The sequence below is a fragment of the Pseudomonas arvensis genome (assembly GCF_056688935.1).
In genome coordinates this window covers 3,691,001-3,709,960 of the sequence record NZ_CP162038.1, presented here as the reverse complement: position 1 = coordinate 3,709,960, position 18,960 = coordinate 3,691,001, and the positions used below count along the sequence as shown (strand labels likewise).

Here is an 18,960-nt window from a genome sequence, read left to right as displayed (position 1 = left end):
GGGCAAGCCAGCAGAGTAGGGGGCTGTGACCGATGGAAAAACAGGCTAAGGTTCCGAACTTATCGGACGTGGATGTCCGTAATCAGCTGAGGCAGGATGATGGACAGTTTGGGCAGCCTGTCGGTATTTGTGCAGGTGGCGGAGACCCGCAGCTTTACCGTCGCCGGACGGGTATTGGGTGTGTCGTCTTCGGCCGTGGGCAAAAGCATTGCGCGGATGGAAGAGCGTCTGGGTGTACGGCTGTTTCATCGCAGTACACGCAGCATTACCCTGACGGGAGAGGGCGCGCTGTTCCTTGAGCGTTCACGGCGGATTCTGGCCGAAGTCGAAGCGGCGGAGCGCGAGTTGACCGAAGCCAGTGCGACGCCTCGGGGCAAGTTGCGCATCAGCGTGCCACAAGTGCGCGGCCTGCTGATGCCGGTGCTCAGTGACTTCATGCGTGCGTACCCGGATATCGAGCTGGATGTGGATTTTTCCGACCGCATGGTGGACGTGATCGAGGAAGGGTTCGATGCGGTAATTCGTACCGGCAAGCCGGAAGATTCGCGCTTGATGGCCCGTCATCTGGGGCATTACCAACTGGTGCTGGTGGGCACGCCGGCGTACTTCGTGCAGCACGGCACGCCGCAACAACCCGAGCATTTAAATGGACACGCCTGCCTGCGTCACAAGTTCTGCGCCACCGGTAAGCTGGAACCCTGGCCGTTGCGCCTGGAGCCCGGTGCTGGCGAACTGACGTTGCGCACTTCGCTGACCAGCACCACTATTGAGTCGCTCAACCATGTGGTCCACGAAGGGCTGGGGATTGCTTGCCTGCCCGACTACATGGTCAACCAGGCGGTGCGCGAGGGACGACTGCAACGGGTGCTGGATGATTATCTGGAGCACCGTGGCAGTTTCTGGATGTTGTGGCCATCAAGTCGCCATGCTTCGACCAAGTTGCGCGTGTTTATAGATCATATGTGCGCAGGGCTTTTTCCCACAGTCGCCATGCTGTAGCCCTGTGACGTTTTACCGACAGGAATGTGCGCGCCAAGGCCTCGTTCTGTTGCACAATACCGCCCGGACTGTTTTCTTCAGGATTATCGATGTCGACATCATTTCACTTGCGTAGCCTCGGGCTGGCGCTGGTGTTGGCGGGCGCCGCGGGCTGCTCGTCACCCAAACCCGCTATTTATGAACATGAGAGTTTCGACGACTCCGGCACGTTTTCCAGGGATTACCCGGTCAGTGATGCCGCGGCGTGCGAAGCGGCCCGGCGTGCCTTGCTGAGCCAGGGCTACATCATCACCAGCAGCGATCCCAAGGTCGTCGTCGGTAACAAAAGCTTCCAGCAGACCGGCGAAACCCATCTGCAGATCAGCTTCAACGTGGTGTGTGCCGATGATGGCAAAGGCACCAACCATTCGACGATGTTCGCCAACGCCCTGCAGGACCGTTACGCGCTGAAGAAGGTCAACAACTCCGCGAGCCTGGGTGTGGGCGTACTGGGATCGGTGTCGATGCCGATCGGCTCCACCGATGACTCGATGGTCAAGGTGGCCAGTGAGACGGTGTCCGCGCCGAAGTTCTACGAGCGTTACTTCGCGCTGGTGGACGTGTTCCTGCCCCAGGAAGTGAAGAAGGCCGAGCATATTCCCGAGCAGCCCAAGGCTGACCTGGGTGTGCCGGAGCCCAAGGCGGCACCGCTGGTCGAGAAGGTCGAGGCGCCAAAGGAAGAGCCTGCTGCGTCGGAACCGGTGGCACCACCGGCAGAGCCTGCGCCCATTGCGCCGCAGGAAGAGCCGGCACCGACGCCAACGCCAGCACCGGCCCATCCGGACCTGCCGGCACCGACCGAAGCCATTCCGCCCCTGCCGACGCCTGCGCAGTAGATCAGACTGCTACGGGGTCGGCCTTGTCGACGTTGATCCCGTAGCGCTTGATCGCCTCGCTGACTTTGTCGCGACCGATCACGTTGTCATCGGCCAGTGCCTTCAAGGCTGCCAGCGCGACGAAATACCGGTCCACCTCAAAAAACTCCCGTAGTGTTTCCCGGGTGTCCGATTGCCCGAAACCATCGGTGCCCAACGCGATAAAGCGCCGTCCCGGCACGAACGGACGAATCTGATCGGCGAACAGTTTCATGTAGTCCGTCGCCACCACCACTGGCCCCGTTTGCCCGGCCAGGCATTGCTCTGCATAACTTACGCGCGGCTCACTTTCCGGGTGCAGTAGGTTCCAGCGTTCGGCCGCATGCCCGTCACGGCGCAACTCGGTGAGGCTGGTCACACTCCACACATCGCTGTGCACGCCGAAGTCGTTGGCCAGCAGTTCAGCGGCGGCGATCACTTCTCGCAGGATCGAACCACTGCCCATCAGTTGTACCTGTGCCTGAGGGCTGGCGCTGAGCAGGTACATGCCCTTGAGAATGCCGCTTTCCACGCCCTCTGGCATCGCCGGGTGCGGGTAGTTTTCGTTGAGCAGGGTGATGTAGTAGTAAATGTCTTCCTGCTCGACGTACATGCGCCGCATGCCCTCGCGAATAATTACCGCCAGTTCGTAGGCAAAGGTCGGGTCATAGGAGATGCAGCACGGAATCACCGACGAGAGGATATGGCTATGTCCGTCGTCATGCTGCAAGCCTTCGCCCATCAGCGTGGTGCGTCCGGCGGTGGCGCCCAGCAGGAAACCGCGTGCCCGTGCATCGCCTGCTGCCCAGGCCAGGTCGCCGACGCGCTGGAAACCGAACATCGAATAGAAGATATAGAACGGCACGGTCATCAAGCCGTGGTTGCTGTAGGACGTGCTGGCCGCAATCCACGAGGAAATCGCGCCGGACTCATTCAGACCTTCCTGCATGATCTGTCCGTCCTTGCTCTCCTTGTAATAGCTCAACTGGCCGGAGTCCTGCGGGGTGTAGAGCTGGCCGACGGCGGAGTGGATGCCGATCTGACGGAACAGGCTTTCCATGCCGAAGGTGCGCGACTCGTCCGGCACGATAGGCACGATCAGCTTGCCCAGGTGCGGGTCCTTGAGCAGGGTGCCGAGGATGCGCACGAAGGCCATGGTGGTGGAAATCGCGCGCTCACCAGTGTCCTTGAGTTGAGTGGCGAAGGCGCTCAGTTCGGGGATCTGCAACGATTCGACCGCAGTGTGGCGTGCGGGCACATACCCACCCAAGGCCTGACGCCGTGCGGCGAAGTAGCGGGCTTCTTCGCTGTCGGCTGGGGGCTTGAGGTACGGGATATCAGCAAGTTGCTCGTCCGGCACTTCCAGGCCGAAGCGGTCGCGGAAGGCTTTGACGGCATCGGCGCCCATCTTCTTCAACTGATGGTTGATGTTCTGGCCTTCGCCGGCTTCGCCCATGCCAAAGCCCTTTACCGTTTTTGCCAGGATCACCGTGGGTTGGCCACTGTGACGCACGGCGGCGGCATAGGCGTTGTAGACCTTGTCCGGATCATGGCCGCCCCGTGAGAGTTTCCAGATATCGTCATCGGACAGGTCCGCAACCAGTGCCAGCAACTCCGGGTATTTGCCGAAAAAGTGTTCGCGTACGTAGGCGCCGTTCTGGGATTTGTAGTTCTGATAGTCACCGTCCACGCATTCCATCATGCGTTGGCGCAACAGACCGCTTGTGTCCTTTTCCAGCAATGCATCCCAGCCGCCGCCCCAGATCACTTTGATCACATTCCAGCCGGCGGCGCGGTACAGGCTTTCGAACTCCTGGATTACCTTGGCATTGCCGCGTACCGGGCCATCCAGGCGTTGCAGGTTGCAGTTGACCACGAAGATCAGATTGTCGAGCTTCTCGCGTCCGGCCAGGGAGATAGCGGCCAGGGATTCTGGCTGGTCCATTTCGCCATCACCGAGAAATGCCCACACCTTGCGGCCCTGGTGTTGCTTGAGGTCACGAAACTCCAGGTAGCGCATAAAGCGCGCCTGATAGGCCGCCGTGATTGGCCCGAGCCCCATGGACACAGTGGGAAATTGCCAGAAGTCCGGCATCAGGCGTGGGTGGGGGTAGGACGAAATACCTTCGCCACCGGCTTCGCGGCGGAAGTTGTCCAACTGTGCTTCGCTGATGCGGCCTTCGAGGTAGGCGCGGCCGTAGATGCCCGGCGACGAGTGTCCCTGAATGTACACCAGGTCGCCGTCGAAGCTGTCGGTGCGGCCACGGAAGAAGTGGTCGAAACCGACGTCATACAGCACAGCGGCTGACGCATAAGTAGCAATATGCCCACCTACCCCGGAGTGTTTGCCTGCGCGCAGCACCATGGCCATGGCGTTCCAACGGATAAACGCATTGGTGCGGCGTTCGATGGCCAGGTTGCCGGGGTAGGGCAACTGGCGATCCACCGCGATGGTATTGACGTAAGGCGTGGTCACCCGCCCGTAGAAGTCGCCATGCCGCGCTACGTCGAAATCCAGCAACTGATCGATCAGGTAATGGGCACGCGGGCGGCCTTCGGCGGACAGCACCGACTCGATGGACTCCAGCCACTCGCGGGTTTCCTGTGGATCTGCGTCGCGTCCGACTGCGTTATTCGGGGTCATGTGAGGCTCCAGGATAGGCGGATTTCAAGTGGCGGGCTCCTTGTGGGAGCGCCGTCAAAAGTGGTTGCAATTGCAACTACATGGGCGAATTTAGCGCGGCATGAGCTACTATTGCAACCTTCTTGAAATCCACCGGATGGTGTTGCATGTCGTCGAAAGAGCCTGATGTATGGTTCCGTTTTGTCAGGGCCCACAGGACGGTCATCCGTGAAATCGAGCGCCGGCTGGCCGCAGCGGACCTGCCGCCGTATGCCTGGTATGACGCCTTGTGGGGCCTGGAAAGCGGCCCCGATGGCACCCGCCGCATGCACGAACTGGCCGATGTGCTGGCCATTGAGCGCTATAACCTCACGCGCCTGGTAGACCGCCTGGAAAAGGACGGCCTGGTGGTGCGTTCGCGCTCCGACGGCGATGGCCGCGCGGCATTTGCGTCGATCACCGATGCCGGCCGAGCGTTGCGCAAAAAAATGTGGAAGATCTACGAAAGTACGGTGGACGAATTGTTCCTGTCGCAGATCGAACCGGAGCAGCGCCAGGGGTTTGCAGATGCATTGGAGCGCGCCGCCGGGATGGCGATGGAGGCGGGTGTTCAAACCCGTGGCCGAGGTAAGTCCGAAACGTAATGCAGATCCAGTGTGGGAGGGGGCTTGCCCCCGACGGCAATCGCGCCTCAACACCTCAGTGCTAAATCCGAATAACGCTGCTACGTTTAATCCTGGAGTGCAGGAACGTCATGACGTCGACATTTTTTCGTCATGACGGCACTTTAGGCTGGCTGTGCAGGTCATTTACTGGCAGCCGCTTTTAATTCAAGACAAGGAGCCCACTATGGACGATTACCAGGAAGAACTGCTTGAGTACCACGCGATTGAGCTGGACCCGCTGGAACCTGCAGACGACGCAACAGAGCTGTAAGACCGACGTCAGGCGGAATGCCGCTGACTGCGGCGAAATTCCCCTGGGGTCTGGTTGTTCCACCGCCTGAAGGCCCGCTGGAACGCTTGGGCTGAGGCAAAACCGAGCAAGTAGGCGATCTCGCCGAACGCCAGTTCCGTATCGCGAATGTAGGTCATGGCCAGGTCGCGGCGGGTATCGTTGAGAATCGCCCGGAACTGAGTGCCTTCTTCGGCCAGTTTTCGGCGCAGTGTCCAGGTTGGCAGCTTCAAGCGTGCCGCCACTTCTTCCAGGTCGGGTTCCCGACCGCCATTGAGCATCGGCCCGAGCAACCGCGTAATGCGCTCGCGCAGGCTGCGGGTGCGGGTCAACTGCTCCAATTCCCTTTCACACAGTTGCAGCAGCAGCTGCCAGGTACTCGGGCAATGCTGGGGGTTGCGCAGGCTCAGGGTCGATTGACTCAGGCGCACCTGGTTGGCTTCGGCGCCGAAGTGCACCGGGCTCGCGCCCAATTGGCTGTACTGCTCGCTGTAGTCGGGGGCGTCAAACTCGATCTCGATGCGTTGCGCCTGCAGCGGTTGTTGAGCCAGGCTGGCGAGCTGATGCAGCCAGCTGGAAATGATCGAGTCCACCACAAAGCGGTTGTAGGCGTTGTAGGGGCTGATGGAATAAAAACGCAGCCAGGCGCCTTCGGCATCCTCGTGAAAACTCGATTGCCCGCGATAGTTGGCGCCATACAGCGGCTCAAAGCGTGTGAGTGTGCGGGCGGCTTCGCGGACGTTGGGCGCCTGGGCGGCGGTGACGCCGGCCAGGCCCGCCTGGCTCATGCGGCTGAGTTGACCCATGCGCAAACCCAATCCGGGGTTGCCGGTCAGTTGGATGGCCGCATGGCCCAGGCGCATATAACGTGGGATCGACAAGCGCGCGCCGGCTTCGGCGAGGCGCGCCGGGTCGAGGCCGTATTGCAGCAATAGCGGCTGCGGATCCAGGCCGTGGCTGTGGATCGCATCGGCCAGGGTATGTACGAAGCCTACCGACAGATCCCCCAGGCGCACCGGCTTCACCGCGTTACAGCCAGATATTCAGCAAGCGCGCGCCACGGGCGTCGCCGTCGGCGCTGATCTGCCCGTTGTGGCTGAGGAAGCTTTGCCCGGCAGTGCCCAGGTCCCAGAACTGCCCGCGCAGGAACACGCTTATGCCGGCGCTGGCCTGGCTGATCGGTTGCTGGCTGATCAAGGTCAGGCGGCGCCACGCTTCGCCTTCGCTGAGTTCCTCGGGCTTGAGACTGATTTCCTGGGGTGTGGAGACACTTTTAAAACCACGCCATGGACGTTCCCAGGTGTCGCGGCCGAGCACAAAGGCTGGCACCGCGATCAGCTGCGCGCCTTGTTCGTTAAGCTTGCGGTAGTTGTCCGGGTACCAGCTGTCACTGCCCACCAGCACGCCGAGGCGCCCGGCCGGGGTGTCGACCACGCTGATGACATTTTCATCACCGGGCTCGATAAAGCCGCGCTCGTCGTAGATCGGGTAGAGCTGGCGTTGCAGATCGCCGACGGGCAAGCCATCCGCTGCAAACACCACGCTGGCGTTGTACAGCGCACCATGGCCGACCTGGAGTTGCCCCTGGCTCACACTCGGGTTGGGCAGGGCGATGGAGCCGGCCACCACCGTGACCCCGAACTCCTTGGCCAGGCCGCCGAACAGCACCTGGTAGTCACGCGCCATGGCCGGGGCTTTCATGCGCAGGTAGGCGTCGTTGGTGCGGTCATCGCCGGTGGCGCTGATCCAGGCTCGCAGGAACTGCAGCGGATTGCTGATCGACAGCCAATGCATCGCGTCCTTCACATGCAGCGCCTGGTACACCTCGTTTTTCTCGCCAGTGAGCATCAGCCAGGTGCCGATGTGTTCAGGTAACACCACGATGGTCTTGTCGTTGATCAGGCCTTGGTCACGGGCGTTTTGCAGGTAGGCCGCGAGCTTCAGGTGCAGGCGTTCCAGGCTCTGGTAGTCGGCGGGGAACAGCTCCGGCTGGATGCCCAGCAGGTTGCCGCGATCGGCAGGCTGGCCTTCGTTGACGGCGACGGTGCTGCGCAGGTCCGACAGGTAATGCGCCACGGGGCGCTCCTGGGTCCAGACCAGATAGGCGGCGATGGCGGCAACCAGGGCCAGGGTGACGGTAAAAGCTAGAAGTTTACGCATGGGGGAACAGACAACAGACCGGGTGCAGGGTTCGCTGACTAGGGTAGGGCCCCTGCAGAGGCTTGCCAAGGGGCGGTGTGCATTTGGATCAATAAGTTGTGAGTTTCGGTCATTGAGCGGTAGGGGATGGCCTCTTAGTCTGTGGGACATAAACCGATGGCAGGCCATTCGAGCCTTCCACGTCCCGTGATGATCCGTTGTGGAGCTGTACCATGACCGCTGCTGCCTACCCGCACCTGCTGGCCCCGTTGGACCTGGGTTTTACCACGCTGCGCAACCGTACCCTGATGGGCTCGATGCACACCGGCCTGGAAGAAAAACCCGGTGGTTTCGAACGTATGGCCGCTTATTTTGCCGAGCGCGCCCGTGGCGGCGTGGGCCTGATGGTCACCGGCGGGATTGGCCCGAATGATGAAGGCGGCGTGTACGCTGGTGCGGCCAAGCTGACCACCGACGAAGAAGCACAAAAGCACAAGATCGTCACCCACGCGGTGCACGAGGCGGGCGGCAAGATCTGCATGCAGATCCTCCACGCCGGGCGTTATGCCTACAGCCCCAAGCAGGTCGCGCCCAGTGCCATCCAGGCGCCGATCAACCCGTTCAAGCCCAAGGAATTGGACGAAGAGGGCATCGAAAAGCAGATCCAGGATTTTGTCACCTGCTCGCTGCTGGCTCAGGTCGCCGAGTACGACGGCGTGGAAATCATGGGCTCCGAAGGTTATTTCATTAACCAGTTCCTCGCCGCCCACACCAACCACCGCACCGATCGTTGGGGTGGCAGCTACGAAAACCGCATGCGCCTCGCCGTGGAAATCGTGCGCCGTGTTCGCGAAGCGGTCGGCCCGAAGTTCATCATCATCTTCCGTTTATCGATGCTCGACCTGGTGGAAGGCGGCAGCACCTGGGAAGAAATCGTGCAGTTGGCCAAGGCCATCGAGCAGGCCGGTGCGACCCTTATCAATACCGGGATCGGCTGGCATGAAGCGCGTATCCCGACCATCGCCACCAAAGTGCCACGCGGCGCGTTCAGCAAAGTCACGGCCAAGTTGCGCGGTGCGGTGCAGATCCCGTTGATCACCACCAACCGCATCAACACCCCGGAAATCGCCGAGCAGATCCTCGCCGAAGGCGATGCGGACATGGTCTCGATGGCACGGCCGTTCCTTGCCGACCCGGAGTTCGTCAACAAAGCCGCCGCCGGCCGCGCCGATGAAATCAACACCTGCATCGGCTGCAACCAGGCCTGCCTGGACCACACCTTCGGCGGCAAGCTGACCACCTGCCTGGTCAACCCCCGCGCGTGCTATGAGACGGAGCTCAATTACCTGCCGGTCAAGCAGATCAAGAAGATTGCGGTGGTCGGCGCCGGCCCGGCGGGTCTGGCTGCGGCCACGGTGGCGGCTGAGCGCGGTCACCAGGTGACGCTGTTCGATTCGGCCAGCGAGATCGGCGGCCAGTTCAACATCGCCAAGCGTGTGCCGGGCAAGGAAGAGTTCTTCGAAACCCTGCGCTACTTCAAGCGCAAGCTGCAGACTACCCACGTTGAGCTGTGCCTCAACACCCGTGTGGATGTGGCGCAACTGGCGGCTGGCGGCTACGACGAGATCATCCTCGCCACCGGCATCGCACCGCGTACCCCGGCGATTCCCGGCGTAGACAATGCCAAGGTGCTGAGCTACCTGGACGTGATCCTCGAACGCAAGCCAGTGGGTAAGCGCGTCGCGGTGATCGGCGCCGGCGGTATTGGTTTTGACGTATCCGAATTCCTCGTCCACCAGGGCGTGTCCACCAGCCTGGATCGCGAAGCGTTCTGGAAGGAGTGGGGCATCGACACTCAACTGCAAGCCCGTGGCGGCGTGGCCGGGATCAAACCCGAGCGCCATGCGCCGGCGCGTGAGGTATTCCTGCTGCAACGCAAGGCCTCCAAGGTCGGCGACGGCCTGGGCAAAACCACCGGTTGGATTCACCGCACCGGCTTGAAGAACAAGCAGGTACAGATGCTCAACAGTGTCGAGTACCTGAAGATCGACGATGACGGTCTGCATATCCGCATCGGCGCCGAAGGTGAGCCAAAGCTGTTAGCGGTGGACAACATCGTCATCTGCGCCGGCCAGGACCCGTTGCGCGAATTGCACGACGGCCTCGTCGCTGCCGGCCAGAACGTGCACCTGATCGGCGGTGCTGACGTGGCGGCCGAGCTGGACGCCAAGCGTGCCATCAACCAGGGCTCGCGCCTCGCCGCCGAGCTGTAAAACCCCGAGCGGGGCGGTGTTAGACTACCGCCCCGTTTTTCATACAGTTCCCGTCCGATGGGCCCCTTCGATTGGCTTCCCTATGCACCCCTTGAACCTTTGGCGCTGGATTGGCTGAACGGCGTCGAGTTGGCCGTGCTGCGCCTGGACCGCATCGACCCGCTGATCAGCGGCAACAAGTGGTTCAAGCTCACCGAACACCTGGCCCAGGCGCAACGGGCCGTGGCCAGCGGCGTTATCAGCCTCGGCGGTGCCTACTCCAACCATCTGCACGCACTGGCGGCGGTGGGCAAGCGTTTTGGCTTTGCCACCGTCGGCCTGCTGCGCGGCCATCCGCAAGACACGCCTACCGTCCAGGATTTGCAGGCGTTCGGTATGCAGCTGCATTGGCTCGGTTACGGTGGTTATCGCGCGCGCAATGAACCGGGGTTCTGGTTGCCTTGGCGTGAGCAATATCCCCATCTGTATCCTGTTCCGGAGGGCGGCGGCGGTTTGGCCGGCGCAATGGGCTGCGGGGTGCTGGTTGAGCAGGCCCGTGCGCAATTGAGCAAGCTGGGCTGGGCCGATTACGACGGGTGGTGGCTGGCAGCGGGCACCGGCACCACGCTGGCGGGTCTGGTGCTGGCAGAGGCGGGCGCCCATCCGGTGTACGGCGCACTGGCCGTGCCGGATGGTCATGGTGTGGCGCAAAACGTGAGTGCCCTGGTGGCGGGCGGCTATCACTTGCTGGACGCCAGCCGGGGCGGCTTCGCCAAGGTCGACCCGTTGTTGCTCGACTTTATCGAGGCCACGCAACAAGCCTGCGGCGTGCCGCTGGAACCGCTCTACACCGGCAAGGCATTACTGGCCTTGAAACAGCAGATCGAGGCCGGCCACATCGCGCCCGGCACTCGCCTGATCTTCGTGCACACCGGCGGCCTGCAAGGCCGGCGAGGGTTTACAGACTAGCGCGCTTACCCGGCATCATCCGCAGCGCCGTGTTATCGCGCATCACATAATGATGAAAGATCCCCGCCACGGCATGCAGCCCGATCAGCCAGTAGCCGATCTTGCCGAACAGCACGTGCCAGCTTTCAATCTCTTTGGCCAGGGCCTTGTTCTCGCCAATCAGCGGCGGCAATTCCATGCCATAGAACATCACCGAATGCCCCTCGGCGCTGACAATCAGCCAGCCCGCAATCGGCATGCCGATCATCAGGGCGTACAGCGCGGCGTGCATCAGGGTGGCCAGCAGGCGTTGCCATTGCGGCGGTGCCGGTAGGATCTTCGGCGCTACCCCCAGGCTGCGCGCAAACAGGCGCAGCCACACCAGCACAAACACCGTGAGACCGAACATAAAGTGCATCTCGACGATCAGCGTGCGGGCGCCGCTGCCTTTGGGGAACTGGCCGCGTAACTCTATGCAGGCGTAGACCACCGCCAGCAGCACCACCATCAACCAGTGCAGCGCAATCGACATAGTGCTGTAGCGCGTATCGGAATTTTTCCACGGCATCGCTGGGTTCCTCGTTCATCAGGGCAAGCCTCCGTTCTTTGGCGACGGAGTCCTTTTACTCTATGCCTGTTTTGAACGATTTGCCCTACGCGAATGCCGTTGTGTTGACCTCTATCAGTGGCTTTGCGGCATTTCACCGCGTGCCAGGCGCTGGTTGATATCGGCGATCACTGCCGGCAGGTCGGTGATGGTGTCGATCAGGTAATGCGGGCGCGAGCCTTCGAACATCGCTTCGATGCGCGTGCGTTCGCTGGCCAGGGTGGTGGCATCCAGGGCTTGGAACTGTTCATGGGTCAGGCCCAGGGCGTTGCCGGAGCAGGTCAGCGCGACGGTCCACATCCCGGCGCGACGCCCTTCAAGGATGCCGGGCACGGTGTCGTCGACCTTCACGCACGCTGCTACATCGTCAATCCCCAGTGCAATCACGTTGGCCAGGGCCTGGGCTGGCCAAGGGCGGCCGTTGGGCACTTCGTCGGTGGCGACGACATGGTCGGCGACGTAGCCATTGGTGGCAGCCAGGGCGACGACCTTGTCCATTACCTGCTTGGGATAGCCGGAGCAGGAGCCGATCCTGATGCCTTGCTTGCGCAGTTGCGCAAGGGTGTCGAGGGCGCCAGGAATCAGCGCCGAGTGTTCGGCGATCTTCTCGATCTGCAACGGCATGAAGCGTTGGTAGATGGCGGTGACGTCGTCGTCAGTGGGCGTACGGCCGAACGCCTTGCGGTAACGCTCGGCAACTTGCGGCTGGTCGCAGAGGGTGCGGATGTGGTCCCACTTGCCCATGCCCATCGGGCCGCGGGCCTCTTCGATAGAGACTTGCACGTCGAACTCGGCAAAGGCCTCGACAAAAATCTGGGTTGGCGCGAAGGAGCCGAAGTCGACCACGGTGCCGGCCCAATCGAGGATCACGGCCTGGAGGGTGTTGGGGTTTTGATAGTTCATGCGGGCGCTCCAATGGATGTAAGGGTGATGCCCATGGCCTGCAAAGCCTCAGCGATTGCACTGACGGCGGCGCCCATGTCGGCGGCGTCGACGTGACCGATGCAGCCGACGCGGAAGGTCTCCACCTGGGTCAATTTGCCGGGGTACAAGATGAAGCCCTTGGCCTTGACCCGTTCATAGAAGTCCTTGAACTGGTAGTGCGGGTCTTGCGGGGCGTGGAAGGTGACGATGATCGGCGCCTGGATGGCGGCCGGCAGGAAGCTGCGCAGACCGAGCTTGGCCATGCCGTCCAGCAGCGCCTGGCAGTTGTCGGTGTAGCGTTGGTTTCGAGCAGGCAGGCCGCCTTCTTCCTGATACTGCAGCAGCGCCTCGTGCAGGGCGGCGACCACGTGGGTCGGCGGGGTGAAGCGCCATTGGCCGGTCTTGACCCTGTAGCTGTGCTGGTCGAACAGGTCCATCGCCAGGGAATGGCAGTTGCCTTGGGCGGCGGCCAGTGCCTGCTTCTCGGCGAAGACAAAACCCATGCCGGGCACGCCTTCCAGGCATTTGCCCGAGGCGGCGATCAAGGCTTCGAACGGCACGTCGCGAGCATCAATGGGCAATGCGCCGAAGGAGCTCATGGCGTCGATGATCAGGCGTTTGCCGTGGTTTTTGACGACCTGGGCGATCTCCGGTAACGGATTGAGAATGCCCGTGCTGGTTTCGCAGTGGATCAAGGCGACGTGGGTGATGCCCTTGTCGGCTTGGAGCAAACGGTCCACATCGGCGGCAGTGGTGGGTTCATTTTCAGCGGTTTCAAAGGTGCTGAAATCGCGGCCCAGCACTTCGCAGATCTTCGCCAGGCGCTTGCCGTAGGCGCCGTTGATCAGCACCAGTACCTTGCCGTTGCGTGGAACCAGGGTGCCGATGGCCGCTTCGACGGCAAAGGTTCCGCTGCCTTGCAAAGGCACGCAGTGATGGCTGTCCGCGCCGTTGAGGATTGCCAGCAGTCGCGTGCAGACGCTGGCGGTGAGTTGGTTGAAACGGTCATCCCATGAACCCCAGTCCACCAGCATTGCCTGACGGGTGCGGCTGGATGTGGTGAGGGGGCCAGGGGTCAGCAGGATCGGCGCGGCAGTGTTCATCGCAAGTTCTCGCAAGGCATCGGGGGTGAAGCTACGGGGCCTAAATTGCAGTTTGGCTTGTTATCAATCAAATTGTTTGTTGTTATGCGAGCTATCAGTGAGGCCGATAACCATGAACCTGTTTCAATTGCGCGCATTCGATGCGGTAGCCCGCGAAGGCAGCTTTACCCGAGCTGCGGCGCGGCTGTTTATCAGCCAGCCGGCGGTGACCGGGCATATCAAGGCGCTGGAGGAGTACTACCAGATTCCCCTGTTGCGCCGTACGGCACGGCGGGTGGAATTGACCGAGGAGGGCGCACGCCTGGCGGCGATCACTCGGGCGATCTTCGGCCTGGTGGACGAAGCGCAGGCGCTGTTGGAGGCCAATCGGCAACTGCTCACCGGCCGCCTGGAAGTGGCGGCGGACGGTCCGCACCTGGTCATGCCGATGATCGCCAGCCTGCGTGCGCGCTACCCCGGCATCACGGTCAACCTGCGCCTGGGCAATGCCCAGGAAACCCTCGCGGCCTTGCTGTCCGAGCATGCGGATGTGGCGGTGCTGACTGAAGTGGAACCGCGCAATGGCCTGCATTTGCAACCTTTGAGCGAGTCACGCATTTGCGCGCTGGTGCCGGCCGGGCATCCGTGGGCGACGCAGGCCGAGGGCATTGCGCTCAAGCAATTGCACGAAGTGATCATGGTGCTGCGTGAGCCCAACTCCATCACCCGTCGTACCTTCGACGATGCGTGCCTGGCTGCCGAGGTTCAGCCCAAGGTGTTGCTGGAACTGGACAGCCGCGAGGCGGTAACCGAGGCCGTCGCCGCCGAGTTGGGTGTGGGCGTGGTGTCGTCGATGGAGGTCAGCCAGGACCCGCGGGTGCGCGCGGTGCCGATCCAGGGCGACGGGCTGCTGAATCGGCACATGCTCGGCTGCATGGAGCGACGCCGGTCGTTGCGTTTGATTCAGGCGTTTTTCGAGTTGGCGCCCTGAGGGTTTTTTGGTGGAACGATGCGTTCTCGCGCTATAAACTCTGCCCCCAAAGCGCCGGCCAGTAGACGTCTCGGCGCTATGGATATCAGAGAGTGAGTCATGGGCGCACAGTGGAAAGTCAAACATAAAGAAGCGGCATCCAATGCCAAGGGCAAGATCTTCGGCAAGCTGGTGAAAGAAATTACCATCGCCGCCCGCAACGGCGCCGACACCGCGACCAACGCTCACTTGCGTCTGGTGGTGGAGCAGGCCAAGAAGGCCTCGATGCCCAAGGAAACCCTGGACCGCGCGATCAAGAAGGGCGCCGGTCTGCTCGGTGAAACCGTGCAATACCACCGCGTGACCTACGAAGGGTTTGCCCCGCACCAGGTGCCGTTGATCGTCGAGTGCGTGACCGACAACATCAACCGCACCGTGGCGGAAATCCGCGTGGCGTTCCGCAAGGGCCAACTGGGCGCTTCGGGCTCGGTCGCCTGGGACTTCAACCATGTCGGCCTGATCGAAGCTTCCCCGGATACCCCGGACGCCGATCCGGAAATGGCCGCGATTGAAGCCGGTGCCCAGGACTTTGAAGACGGCGAAGAAGAGGGCACCACCCTGTTCATCACCGAAACCACCGACCTGGACGCGGTACAGAAAGCGTTGCCGGAGCAGGGTTTCACCGTGCTGTCGGCCAAGCTGGGCTACATCGCGAAAAACCCGGTGAGCGGGTTGAGCGATGAGCAGATGGCTGAGGTCGAGGCGTTCCTGGAAGGCCTGGACAACCATGATGACGTGCAGGATATGTTCGTCGGCCTGGCTGGCTGATTGGACTTATCGCTGGACAACTGTGGGAGGGGGGCAAGCGCCCTCCCGCAATGTTCAGGGGTGCTGGCTGGCTGTCAGCAAGGCCTCGATTTCTTCGAAGTTCGGTCGCGCCAACACATCCGGCTGACAGCATATTCTTTGCAGTTCCAACAGTTCACCGCTTGCCCCACCCTCAACCCGCTCCAACAACTCCCCCAGCAACACCCCGAACGCCCGCACTTCAATTCGCTGCAACGCCCGTGTCTCCAAGGTATCGGCCGTGGCATGGAACGACGCCGCGCCAAAATCCCCGAGCAGACAATCCCCTGCGTCATTCCACAGAATATTGTGGCCGTACAAGTCGCCATGGGTGATGCCGTGCCGGTGTAAATGTGCCGCCACCGAGGCGATGCCCCGTGCCATGCGCAAGGCCACATCGGCACTGAAACGAGCGGTTGGTGCGTAGATGTCGCGAGTGCACGACGCCAGGCTCGGCAGGGCGGCGAGGTTGCGGTAGCTGGGCTCGATCAGGTCCATCACCAGGGCGGCCTGGTCGTCCGGGTGGTCGACCACGCGGCCCTCGATCTTGATCAGGTTGGGGTGCAGGCCGGCGGCAATGCAGGCCTGCATTTCGTGCAGCGGCGAGCCGTCGCTGGTGATGGTGCCTTTGTAGAGTTTGACGGCAACCGGCTTGGCTTGTGCTTTCCACCGGGCCTTGCGGATCACCCCCGAGGCGCCTTCGCCCAGCACTTCGCCCAATTCCAGGTCTGTCCACGCAATAGCCGGTGTTGCGACGTCTGCCGTCACCTCCACGGCCATTTCCACGGGGTTACCGGCATAGGCCAGCCAGGTCAGGCTTGGCAGGGCTAACAACCATTGCGGCAGGCGGGTCAGGCAGTTGGACGCGATGCGAAGCAATTCGAGGTTGTGACAATTGGCCAGGCTTTCCGGCAGGGCCGCGAGCTGGTTGCCGGCCAGCATCAGTTTTTGCAGCAGTGGACGCTCGCCCAATGCGTCAGGCAATTGGCTGATGCGGTTGTCGGTGAGGATCAGCCAGCGCAGCAACGGCGGCAGAGCGGCGGCAGGCACGTGGCTGATCTGGTTGGCCTTGAAGCCGATCATGCTCAACTTTGCGCATTGGCCCAGGCATTCCGGCAGTTCGGTAAAGGCGTTGTCCGAGCAGAACAGCACACGTAGGTGTGGCAGGCGGTGGAGGTCGTCGGGTAGGCAGCTCAGGGCGTTACCGCTGAGGTTGAGAACTTCCAGGGAGTCGGCCAGCCCGAAGATTTCTTCAGGGAATTCGGTGAGCCCGCAGGACAGGTCCAGGCGCGTAATGCCGGCCAACTGGCCGGCCTTGAGTTGGGCGAGGGTATTCATAAACGGCGCGGTCACTCGGTAAAGGGGCGTGAATGGCGCTCATGATACCGGGTCGTGGATGGGTTGCGGGCTGGCTTGTTGCAGTTGGTTCAGGCGGCTGGCGGTGCGCGCCAGGTCGATGGCCTGGCCGCTCATCGCCTGCTCCAGCGTGTGTTCGCCGATCAGGATCAGGTGCTTGTCCTTGTCATAGAGCACGTCCACCAGGTTGATAAACCGTTGCTGCACGGCGATCGGGCACTCGGCCAGGTGCGGCAGGCCGTCGATGATCCAGTGATCGAAATCCTCGCACAGCAGCAGGTAGTCCATCACGGCGGTCAGTTGTTCACAGAGGTCGCTGAAGGTGAAGGTGATGGTGCGGGCGTGATGCTGGCGGCAGATGAGTTGTCGGTTGCCCACTGTAAGGTGCTGCGCCGGGCCATCGGTGGCAGGCAGGCCGAGCGCAATCCGCTGGGCCGATGTGCCCGGCCACACGTACCGACCGGTGGTAAAACGCTGCACGGCATGGGCCTGGGGCAGGCTGCGAAAATCCTGGGGCGAGCTGACTTCCAGCACTTCCATGCGCGTGGCGATCAAGTCGATCACCGGCTTGAACCGTTCGTGGTACAGCGGGTTGGGCAACAGCTCTCCTGGCGCATAGTTGGAGGTGACCAGCACCAGCACGCCCCTTTGGAACAGCGCCTTGAACAGCCGCGTGATGAGCATCGCATCGCCGATATCGTGCACATGGAACTCGTCGAAACACAGCACGCGACAGCCATCGAGCAGTTCATCCAGGGTCACGCCCAGCGCATCGTCGGCTTGCTGGTGGGTGAACATGCCTCGGTGCAACCGGGCGAAGAATTCATGAAAGTGCACGCGCTGCTTCTCGGTTATGGGCAGCGCCTGGAAGAAACCGTCCAGCAGCCAGCTTTTGCCGCGACCTACCGGACCGTGCAGGTACAGGCTGCGGGTGGGTTGGCCGGCGAGCAGGTGCCGGGTTGCGCGGGCCATGGCGGCGATTGCCTGGGCCTGGCCGGCGCTGAGGGTGTAGCCCTGTTGCCGGGCTTTGGTGTCAAAGAACGTCTGGATGGGCGAGTCGTCGTGGCCATCGGTGGGTTTACCGAGCAAACGACGGATCAAGGCAAGCACGGCCAATGGAAGTCACTCTGTGTGTCGAAGTCGCTTACTTTAGGGCGCTCGCCGCGATTTGACCAATGCACAAGGGCGCGGCCAGCCATCTCGAAAAGGCATGGAATGCAGGAAATCCTGTCCAGACTGGCAGATTCTTCCTCAGTGACTACCCTTCTACACAGCAGTCACCCCTGTATAAGGATTTGGGGCAGTGAAGGGACGAGCAGTATTGACAGTGATGGGCGCAATGCTCTGCAGCACGGTTTACGCAGCGCAACTGCAAGTGATGGTGCGCATCGACGTGCAGCGCGGCTGCCAGTTGGTGGGCATCACCCGCAGCGCTGGCATCGAGCAACTGGGCGTATTGGACTTCGGCAGCGGCCCGCGTCTGGATGACCCGGCCGGGCCTTTGAGTGCGGCGCTGATCAGCCAGCGCCAGCCGCGCCTGGAATGCAACCCCGACACCCCGTACCAGATGCGCGTCGATGGCGGCCTGAACGGCGGCACCGGCGAAGTGCGTTACCTGAGCACGGGCATCCCATCCGGCAGACCCATTCCTTATCGCATTTATGCCGACGCCGCGCGGCGCATCCCCTTGCCGGTGAATGTGCCGCTGAGCGGCCGTGTGCCGGACTCCGGTTCCGTCGACCTGCCGCTGTATGGCCGGATCGAACCGCTAAAAGACATCCCCGCGGTCGGTCGTTACACCGACCTGCTCAAGGTCACGGTCACATGGTGAGCCGGGGCTGGACCCTGGTGGCCATGGGTGGCTTGTTGCTGCTGGCCGAAGATGCCCGCGCGGCGGTGGCCAGCGGGTTTATCCAGGCGCGCATGGTGATCACCGCCAGTTGCGAAGTGAGCAAGGGTAACGAAATCGCCCCGGTCAGCCCGACGGGCGGCACGGCCATGCTGGACTTCGGCAGCCAGGGGCCGACGTGGAGCAATCCCTTGGCGGCGGGTGTTTCGGACGGCAGTAATGCGCCGCTGACCGTCTCGTGCAACCCGACGGTCGCCAGTTTCACCGTGACCATCGACGGCGGCACCAATGCCGTCGGCACCACCCGGCGCCTGAGCAACGGCCGCCAGACCATCCCTTATCAACTGATGGCCGACCCGCTGGGGCGTATCCCTTACACCATCGGCCAGCAACGCAGTTTTGTAGCCACCAACGGCACGCAAATGACCATCCCGGTGTGGGGCGCCGTGGTGGCCAATACCACGGCCCTCCCGGCAGGAACCTATACCGACACTTTGACGGTGACATTGGACTGGTAA

17 protein-coding genes are annotated in these 18,960 nt (G+C 62.2%); 9 read left to right on the top strand and 8 right to left on the bottom strand.

All coding sequences use genetic code 11. From position 1 onward, the window contains the following. Window positions 1-99 precede the first annotated feature (99 nt). On the top strand, window positions 100-999 hold the full coding sequence (locus AB3G88_RS16555) for a LysR family transcriptional regulator (protein ID WP_480454450.1): 900 nt from the start codon (window positions 100-102) through the stop codon (window positions 997-999). Window positions 1,000-1,088: 89 nt separating this feature from the next. After that, on the top strand, window positions 1,089-1,874 hold the full coding sequence (locus tag AB3G88_RS16550) for a DUF2242 domain-containing protein (RefSeq protein WP_480450748.1): 786 nt from the start codon (window positions 1,089-1,091) through the stop codon (window positions 1,872-1,874). 1 nt (window position 1,875) lies between these two features. Here the strand turns inward: AB3G88_RS16550 and aceE are convergent, their stop codons facing one another. Then, window positions 1,876-4,536, bottom strand: a complete 2,661-nt coding sequence (gene aceE / locus AB3G88_RS16545) for a pyruvate dehydrogenase (acetyl-transferring), homodimeric type (protein ID WP_480450746.1) — start codon at window positions 4,534-4,536, stop codon at window positions 1,876-1,878. A 146-nt stretch (window positions 4,537-4,682) separates the two neighbouring features. Between aceE and AB3G88_RS16540 the strand changes: the two genes are divergently transcribed. Then, window positions 4,683-5,159 carry a MarR family winged helix-turn-helix transcriptional regulator gene (locus AB3G88_RS16540; protein WP_099586650.1) on the top strand — a complete coding sequence of 159 codons (477 nt, stop codon included), beginning with the start codon at window positions 4,683-4,685 and terminating at the stop codon, window positions 5,157-5,159. 300 nt (window positions 5,160-5,459) lie between these two features. Here the strand turns inward: AB3G88_RS16540 and AB3G88_RS16535 are convergent, their stop codons facing one another. Together AB3G88_RS16535 and AB3G88_RS16530 are read right to left on the bottom strand one after the other, a co-directional pair. Further along, the gene (locus AB3G88_RS16535; RefSeq protein WP_112196009.1) at window positions 5,460-6,494 is read right to left on the bottom strand and encodes an AraC family transcriptional regulator; all 1,035 of its coding nucleotides are present in this window, start codon (window positions 6,492-6,494) and stop codon (window positions 5,460-5,462) included. A 4-nt stretch (window positions 6,495-6,498) separates the two neighbouring features. Beyond that, window positions 6,499-7,629, bottom strand: coding sequence for a carbon-nitrogen hydrolase family protein (locus tag AB3G88_RS16530; protein ID WP_400528177.1), 1,131 nt, complete (start codon window positions 7,627-7,629; stop codon window positions 6,499-6,501). Between the two features lie 212 nt (window positions 7,630-7,841). On the opposite strand from AB3G88_RS16530, the gene AB3G88_RS16525 reads away from it, so the two are divergent. Together AB3G88_RS16525 and AB3G88_RS16520 are read left to right on the top strand one after the other, a co-directional pair. Continuing rightward, complete coding sequence (locus AB3G88_RS16525) at window positions 7,842-9,881, top strand: NADPH-dependent 2,4-dienoyl-CoA reductase (RefSeq protein ID WP_112196007.1); 2,040 nt, start codon at window positions 7,842-7,844, stop codon at window positions 9,879-9,881. A 57-nt stretch (window positions 9,882-9,938) separates the two neighbouring features. Further along, complete coding sequence (locus AB3G88_RS16520; RefSeq protein ID WP_480450742.1) at window positions 9,939-10,829, top strand: 1-aminocyclopropane-1-carboxylate deaminase/D-cysteine desulfhydrase; 891 nt, start codon at window positions 9,939-9,941, stop codon at window positions 10,827-10,829. On the opposite strand, the gene AB3G88_RS16515 is transcribed toward AB3G88_RS16520, so the two are convergent. The 3 genes from AB3G88_RS16515 to AB3G88_RS16505 all read right to left on the bottom strand — a co-directional run bounded on the left by AB3G88_RS16515 (window position 10,819) and on the right by AB3G88_RS16505 (window position 13,442). After that, entirely contained in the window at window positions 10,819-11,376 is a 558-nt protein-coding gene (locus tag AB3G88_RS16515; RefSeq protein ID WP_112196005.1) for a cytochrome b, read from the bottom strand. The two genes, AB3G88_RS16520 and AB3G88_RS16515, sit on opposite strands and share 11 nt — an antisense overlap. A gap of 114 nt (window positions 11,377-11,490) precedes the next feature. Then, the gene (gene phnX / locus AB3G88_RS16510; protein WP_099586656.1) at window positions 11,491-12,318 is read right to left on the bottom strand and encodes a phosphonoacetaldehyde hydrolase; all 828 of its coding nucleotides are present in this window, start codon (window positions 12,316-12,318) and stop codon (window positions 11,491-11,493) included. Beyond that, entirely contained in the window at window positions 12,315-13,442 is a 1,128-nt protein-coding gene (locus AB3G88_RS16505; RefSeq protein WP_112196003.1) for a 2-aminoethylphosphonate--pyruvate transaminase, read from the bottom strand. The genes phnX and AB3G88_RS16505 overlap by 4 nt, the downstream gene beginning before the upstream one ends. A 112-nt stretch (window positions 13,443-13,554) precedes the next feature. Between AB3G88_RS16505 and AB3G88_RS16500 the strand changes: the two genes are divergently transcribed. After that, window positions 13,555-14,412 (top strand): LysR substrate-binding domain-containing protein, encoded by an 858-nt coding sequence (locus AB3G88_RS16500; protein ID WP_099586658.1) that lies wholly within the window; start codon window positions 13,555-13,557, stop codon window positions 14,410-14,412. A gap of 99 nt (window positions 14,413-14,511) precedes the next feature. Further along, the gene (locus AB3G88_RS16495; RefSeq protein ID WP_099586659.1) at window positions 14,512-15,219 is read left to right on the top strand and encodes a YebC/PmpR family DNA-binding transcriptional regulator; all 708 of its coding nucleotides are present in this window, start codon (window positions 14,512-14,514) and stop codon (window positions 15,217-15,219) included. Between the two features lie 54 nt (window positions 15,220-15,273). Here the strand turns inward: AB3G88_RS16495 and AB3G88_RS16490 are convergent, their stop codons facing one another. After that, complete coding sequence (locus AB3G88_RS16490; protein ID WP_480450738.1) at window positions 15,274-16,575, bottom strand: protein kinase; 1,302 nt, start codon at window positions 16,573-16,575, stop codon at window positions 15,274-15,276. Between the two features lie 39 nt (window positions 16,576-16,614). Further along, window positions 16,615-17,709 (bottom strand): cell division protein ZapE, encoded by a 1,095-nt coding sequence (gene zapE, locus AB3G88_RS16485; RefSeq protein ID WP_480450736.1) that lies wholly within the window; start codon window positions 17,707-17,709, stop codon window positions 16,615-16,617. Between the two features lie 187 nt (window positions 17,710-17,896). Here zapE and AB3G88_RS16480 point away from each other — a divergent pair, with 187 nt between their 5' ends. Next, the gene (locus AB3G88_RS16480; RefSeq protein WP_480450734.1) at window positions 17,897-18,424 is read left to right on the top strand and encodes a Csu type fimbrial protein; all 528 of its coding nucleotides are present in this window, start codon (window positions 17,897-17,899) and stop codon (window positions 18,422-18,424) included. Beyond that, window positions 18,418-18,960, top strand: coding sequence for a Csu type fimbrial protein (locus AB3G88_RS16475; protein ID WP_099586662.1), 543 nt, complete (start codon window positions 18,418-18,420; stop codon window positions 18,958-18,960). The genes AB3G88_RS16480 and AB3G88_RS16475 overlap by 7 nt, the downstream gene beginning before the upstream one ends.

Coding starts and splice junctions, on each gene's coding strand:
- AB3G88_RS16555 (WP_480454450.1), top strand. CDS start 100: ATGGACAGTTTGGGCAGCCTGTCGGTATTTGTGCAGGTGGCGGAGACC.
- AB3G88_RS16550 (WP_480450748.1), top strand. CDS start 1,089: ATGTCGACATCATTTCACTTGCGTAGCCTCGGGCTGGCGCTGGTGTTG.
- aceE (WP_480450746.1), bottom strand. CDS start 4,536: ATGACCCCGAATAACGCAGTCGGACGCGACGCAGATCCACAGGAAACC.
- AB3G88_RS16540 (WP_099586650.1), top strand. CDS start 4,683: ATGTCGTCGAAAGAGCCTGATGTATGGTTCCGTTTTGTCAGGGCCCAC.
- AB3G88_RS16530 (WP_400528177.1), bottom strand. CDS start 7,629: ATGCGTAAACTTCTAGCTTTTACCGTCACCCTGGCCCTGGTTGCCGCC.
- AB3G88_RS16525 (WP_112196007.1), top strand. CDS start 7,842: ATGACCGCTGCTGCCTACCCGCACCTGCTGGCCCCGTTGGACCTGGGT.
- AB3G88_RS16520 (WP_480450742.1), top strand. CDS start 9,939: ATGGGCCCCTTCGATTGGCTTCCCTATGCACCCCTTGAACCTTTGGCG.
- AB3G88_RS16515 (WP_112196005.1), bottom strand. CDS start 11,376: ATGCCGTGGAAAAATTCCGATACGCGCTACAGCACTATGTCGATTGCG.
- phnX (WP_099586656.1), bottom strand. CDS start 12,318: ATGAACTATCAAAACCCCAACACCCTCCAGGCCGTGATCCTCGATTGG.
- AB3G88_RS16505 (WP_112196003.1), bottom strand. CDS start 13,442: ATGAACACTGCCGCGCCGATCCTGCTGACCCCTGGCCCCCTCACCACA.
- AB3G88_RS16500 (WP_099586658.1), top strand. CDS start 13,555: ATGAACCTGTTTCAATTGCGCGCATTCGATGCGGTAGCCCGCGAAGGC.
- AB3G88_RS16495 (WP_099586659.1), top strand. CDS start 14,512: ATGGGCGCACAGTGGAAAGTCAAACATAAAGAAGCGGCATCCAATGCC.
- AB3G88_RS16490 (WP_480450738.1), bottom strand. CDS start 16,575: ATGAATACCCTCGCCCAACTCAAGGCCGGCCAGTTGGCCGGCATTACG.
- AB3G88_RS16475 (WP_099586662.1), top strand. CDS start 18,418: ATGGTGAGCCGGGGCTGGACCCTGGTGGCCATGGGTGGCTTGTTGCTG.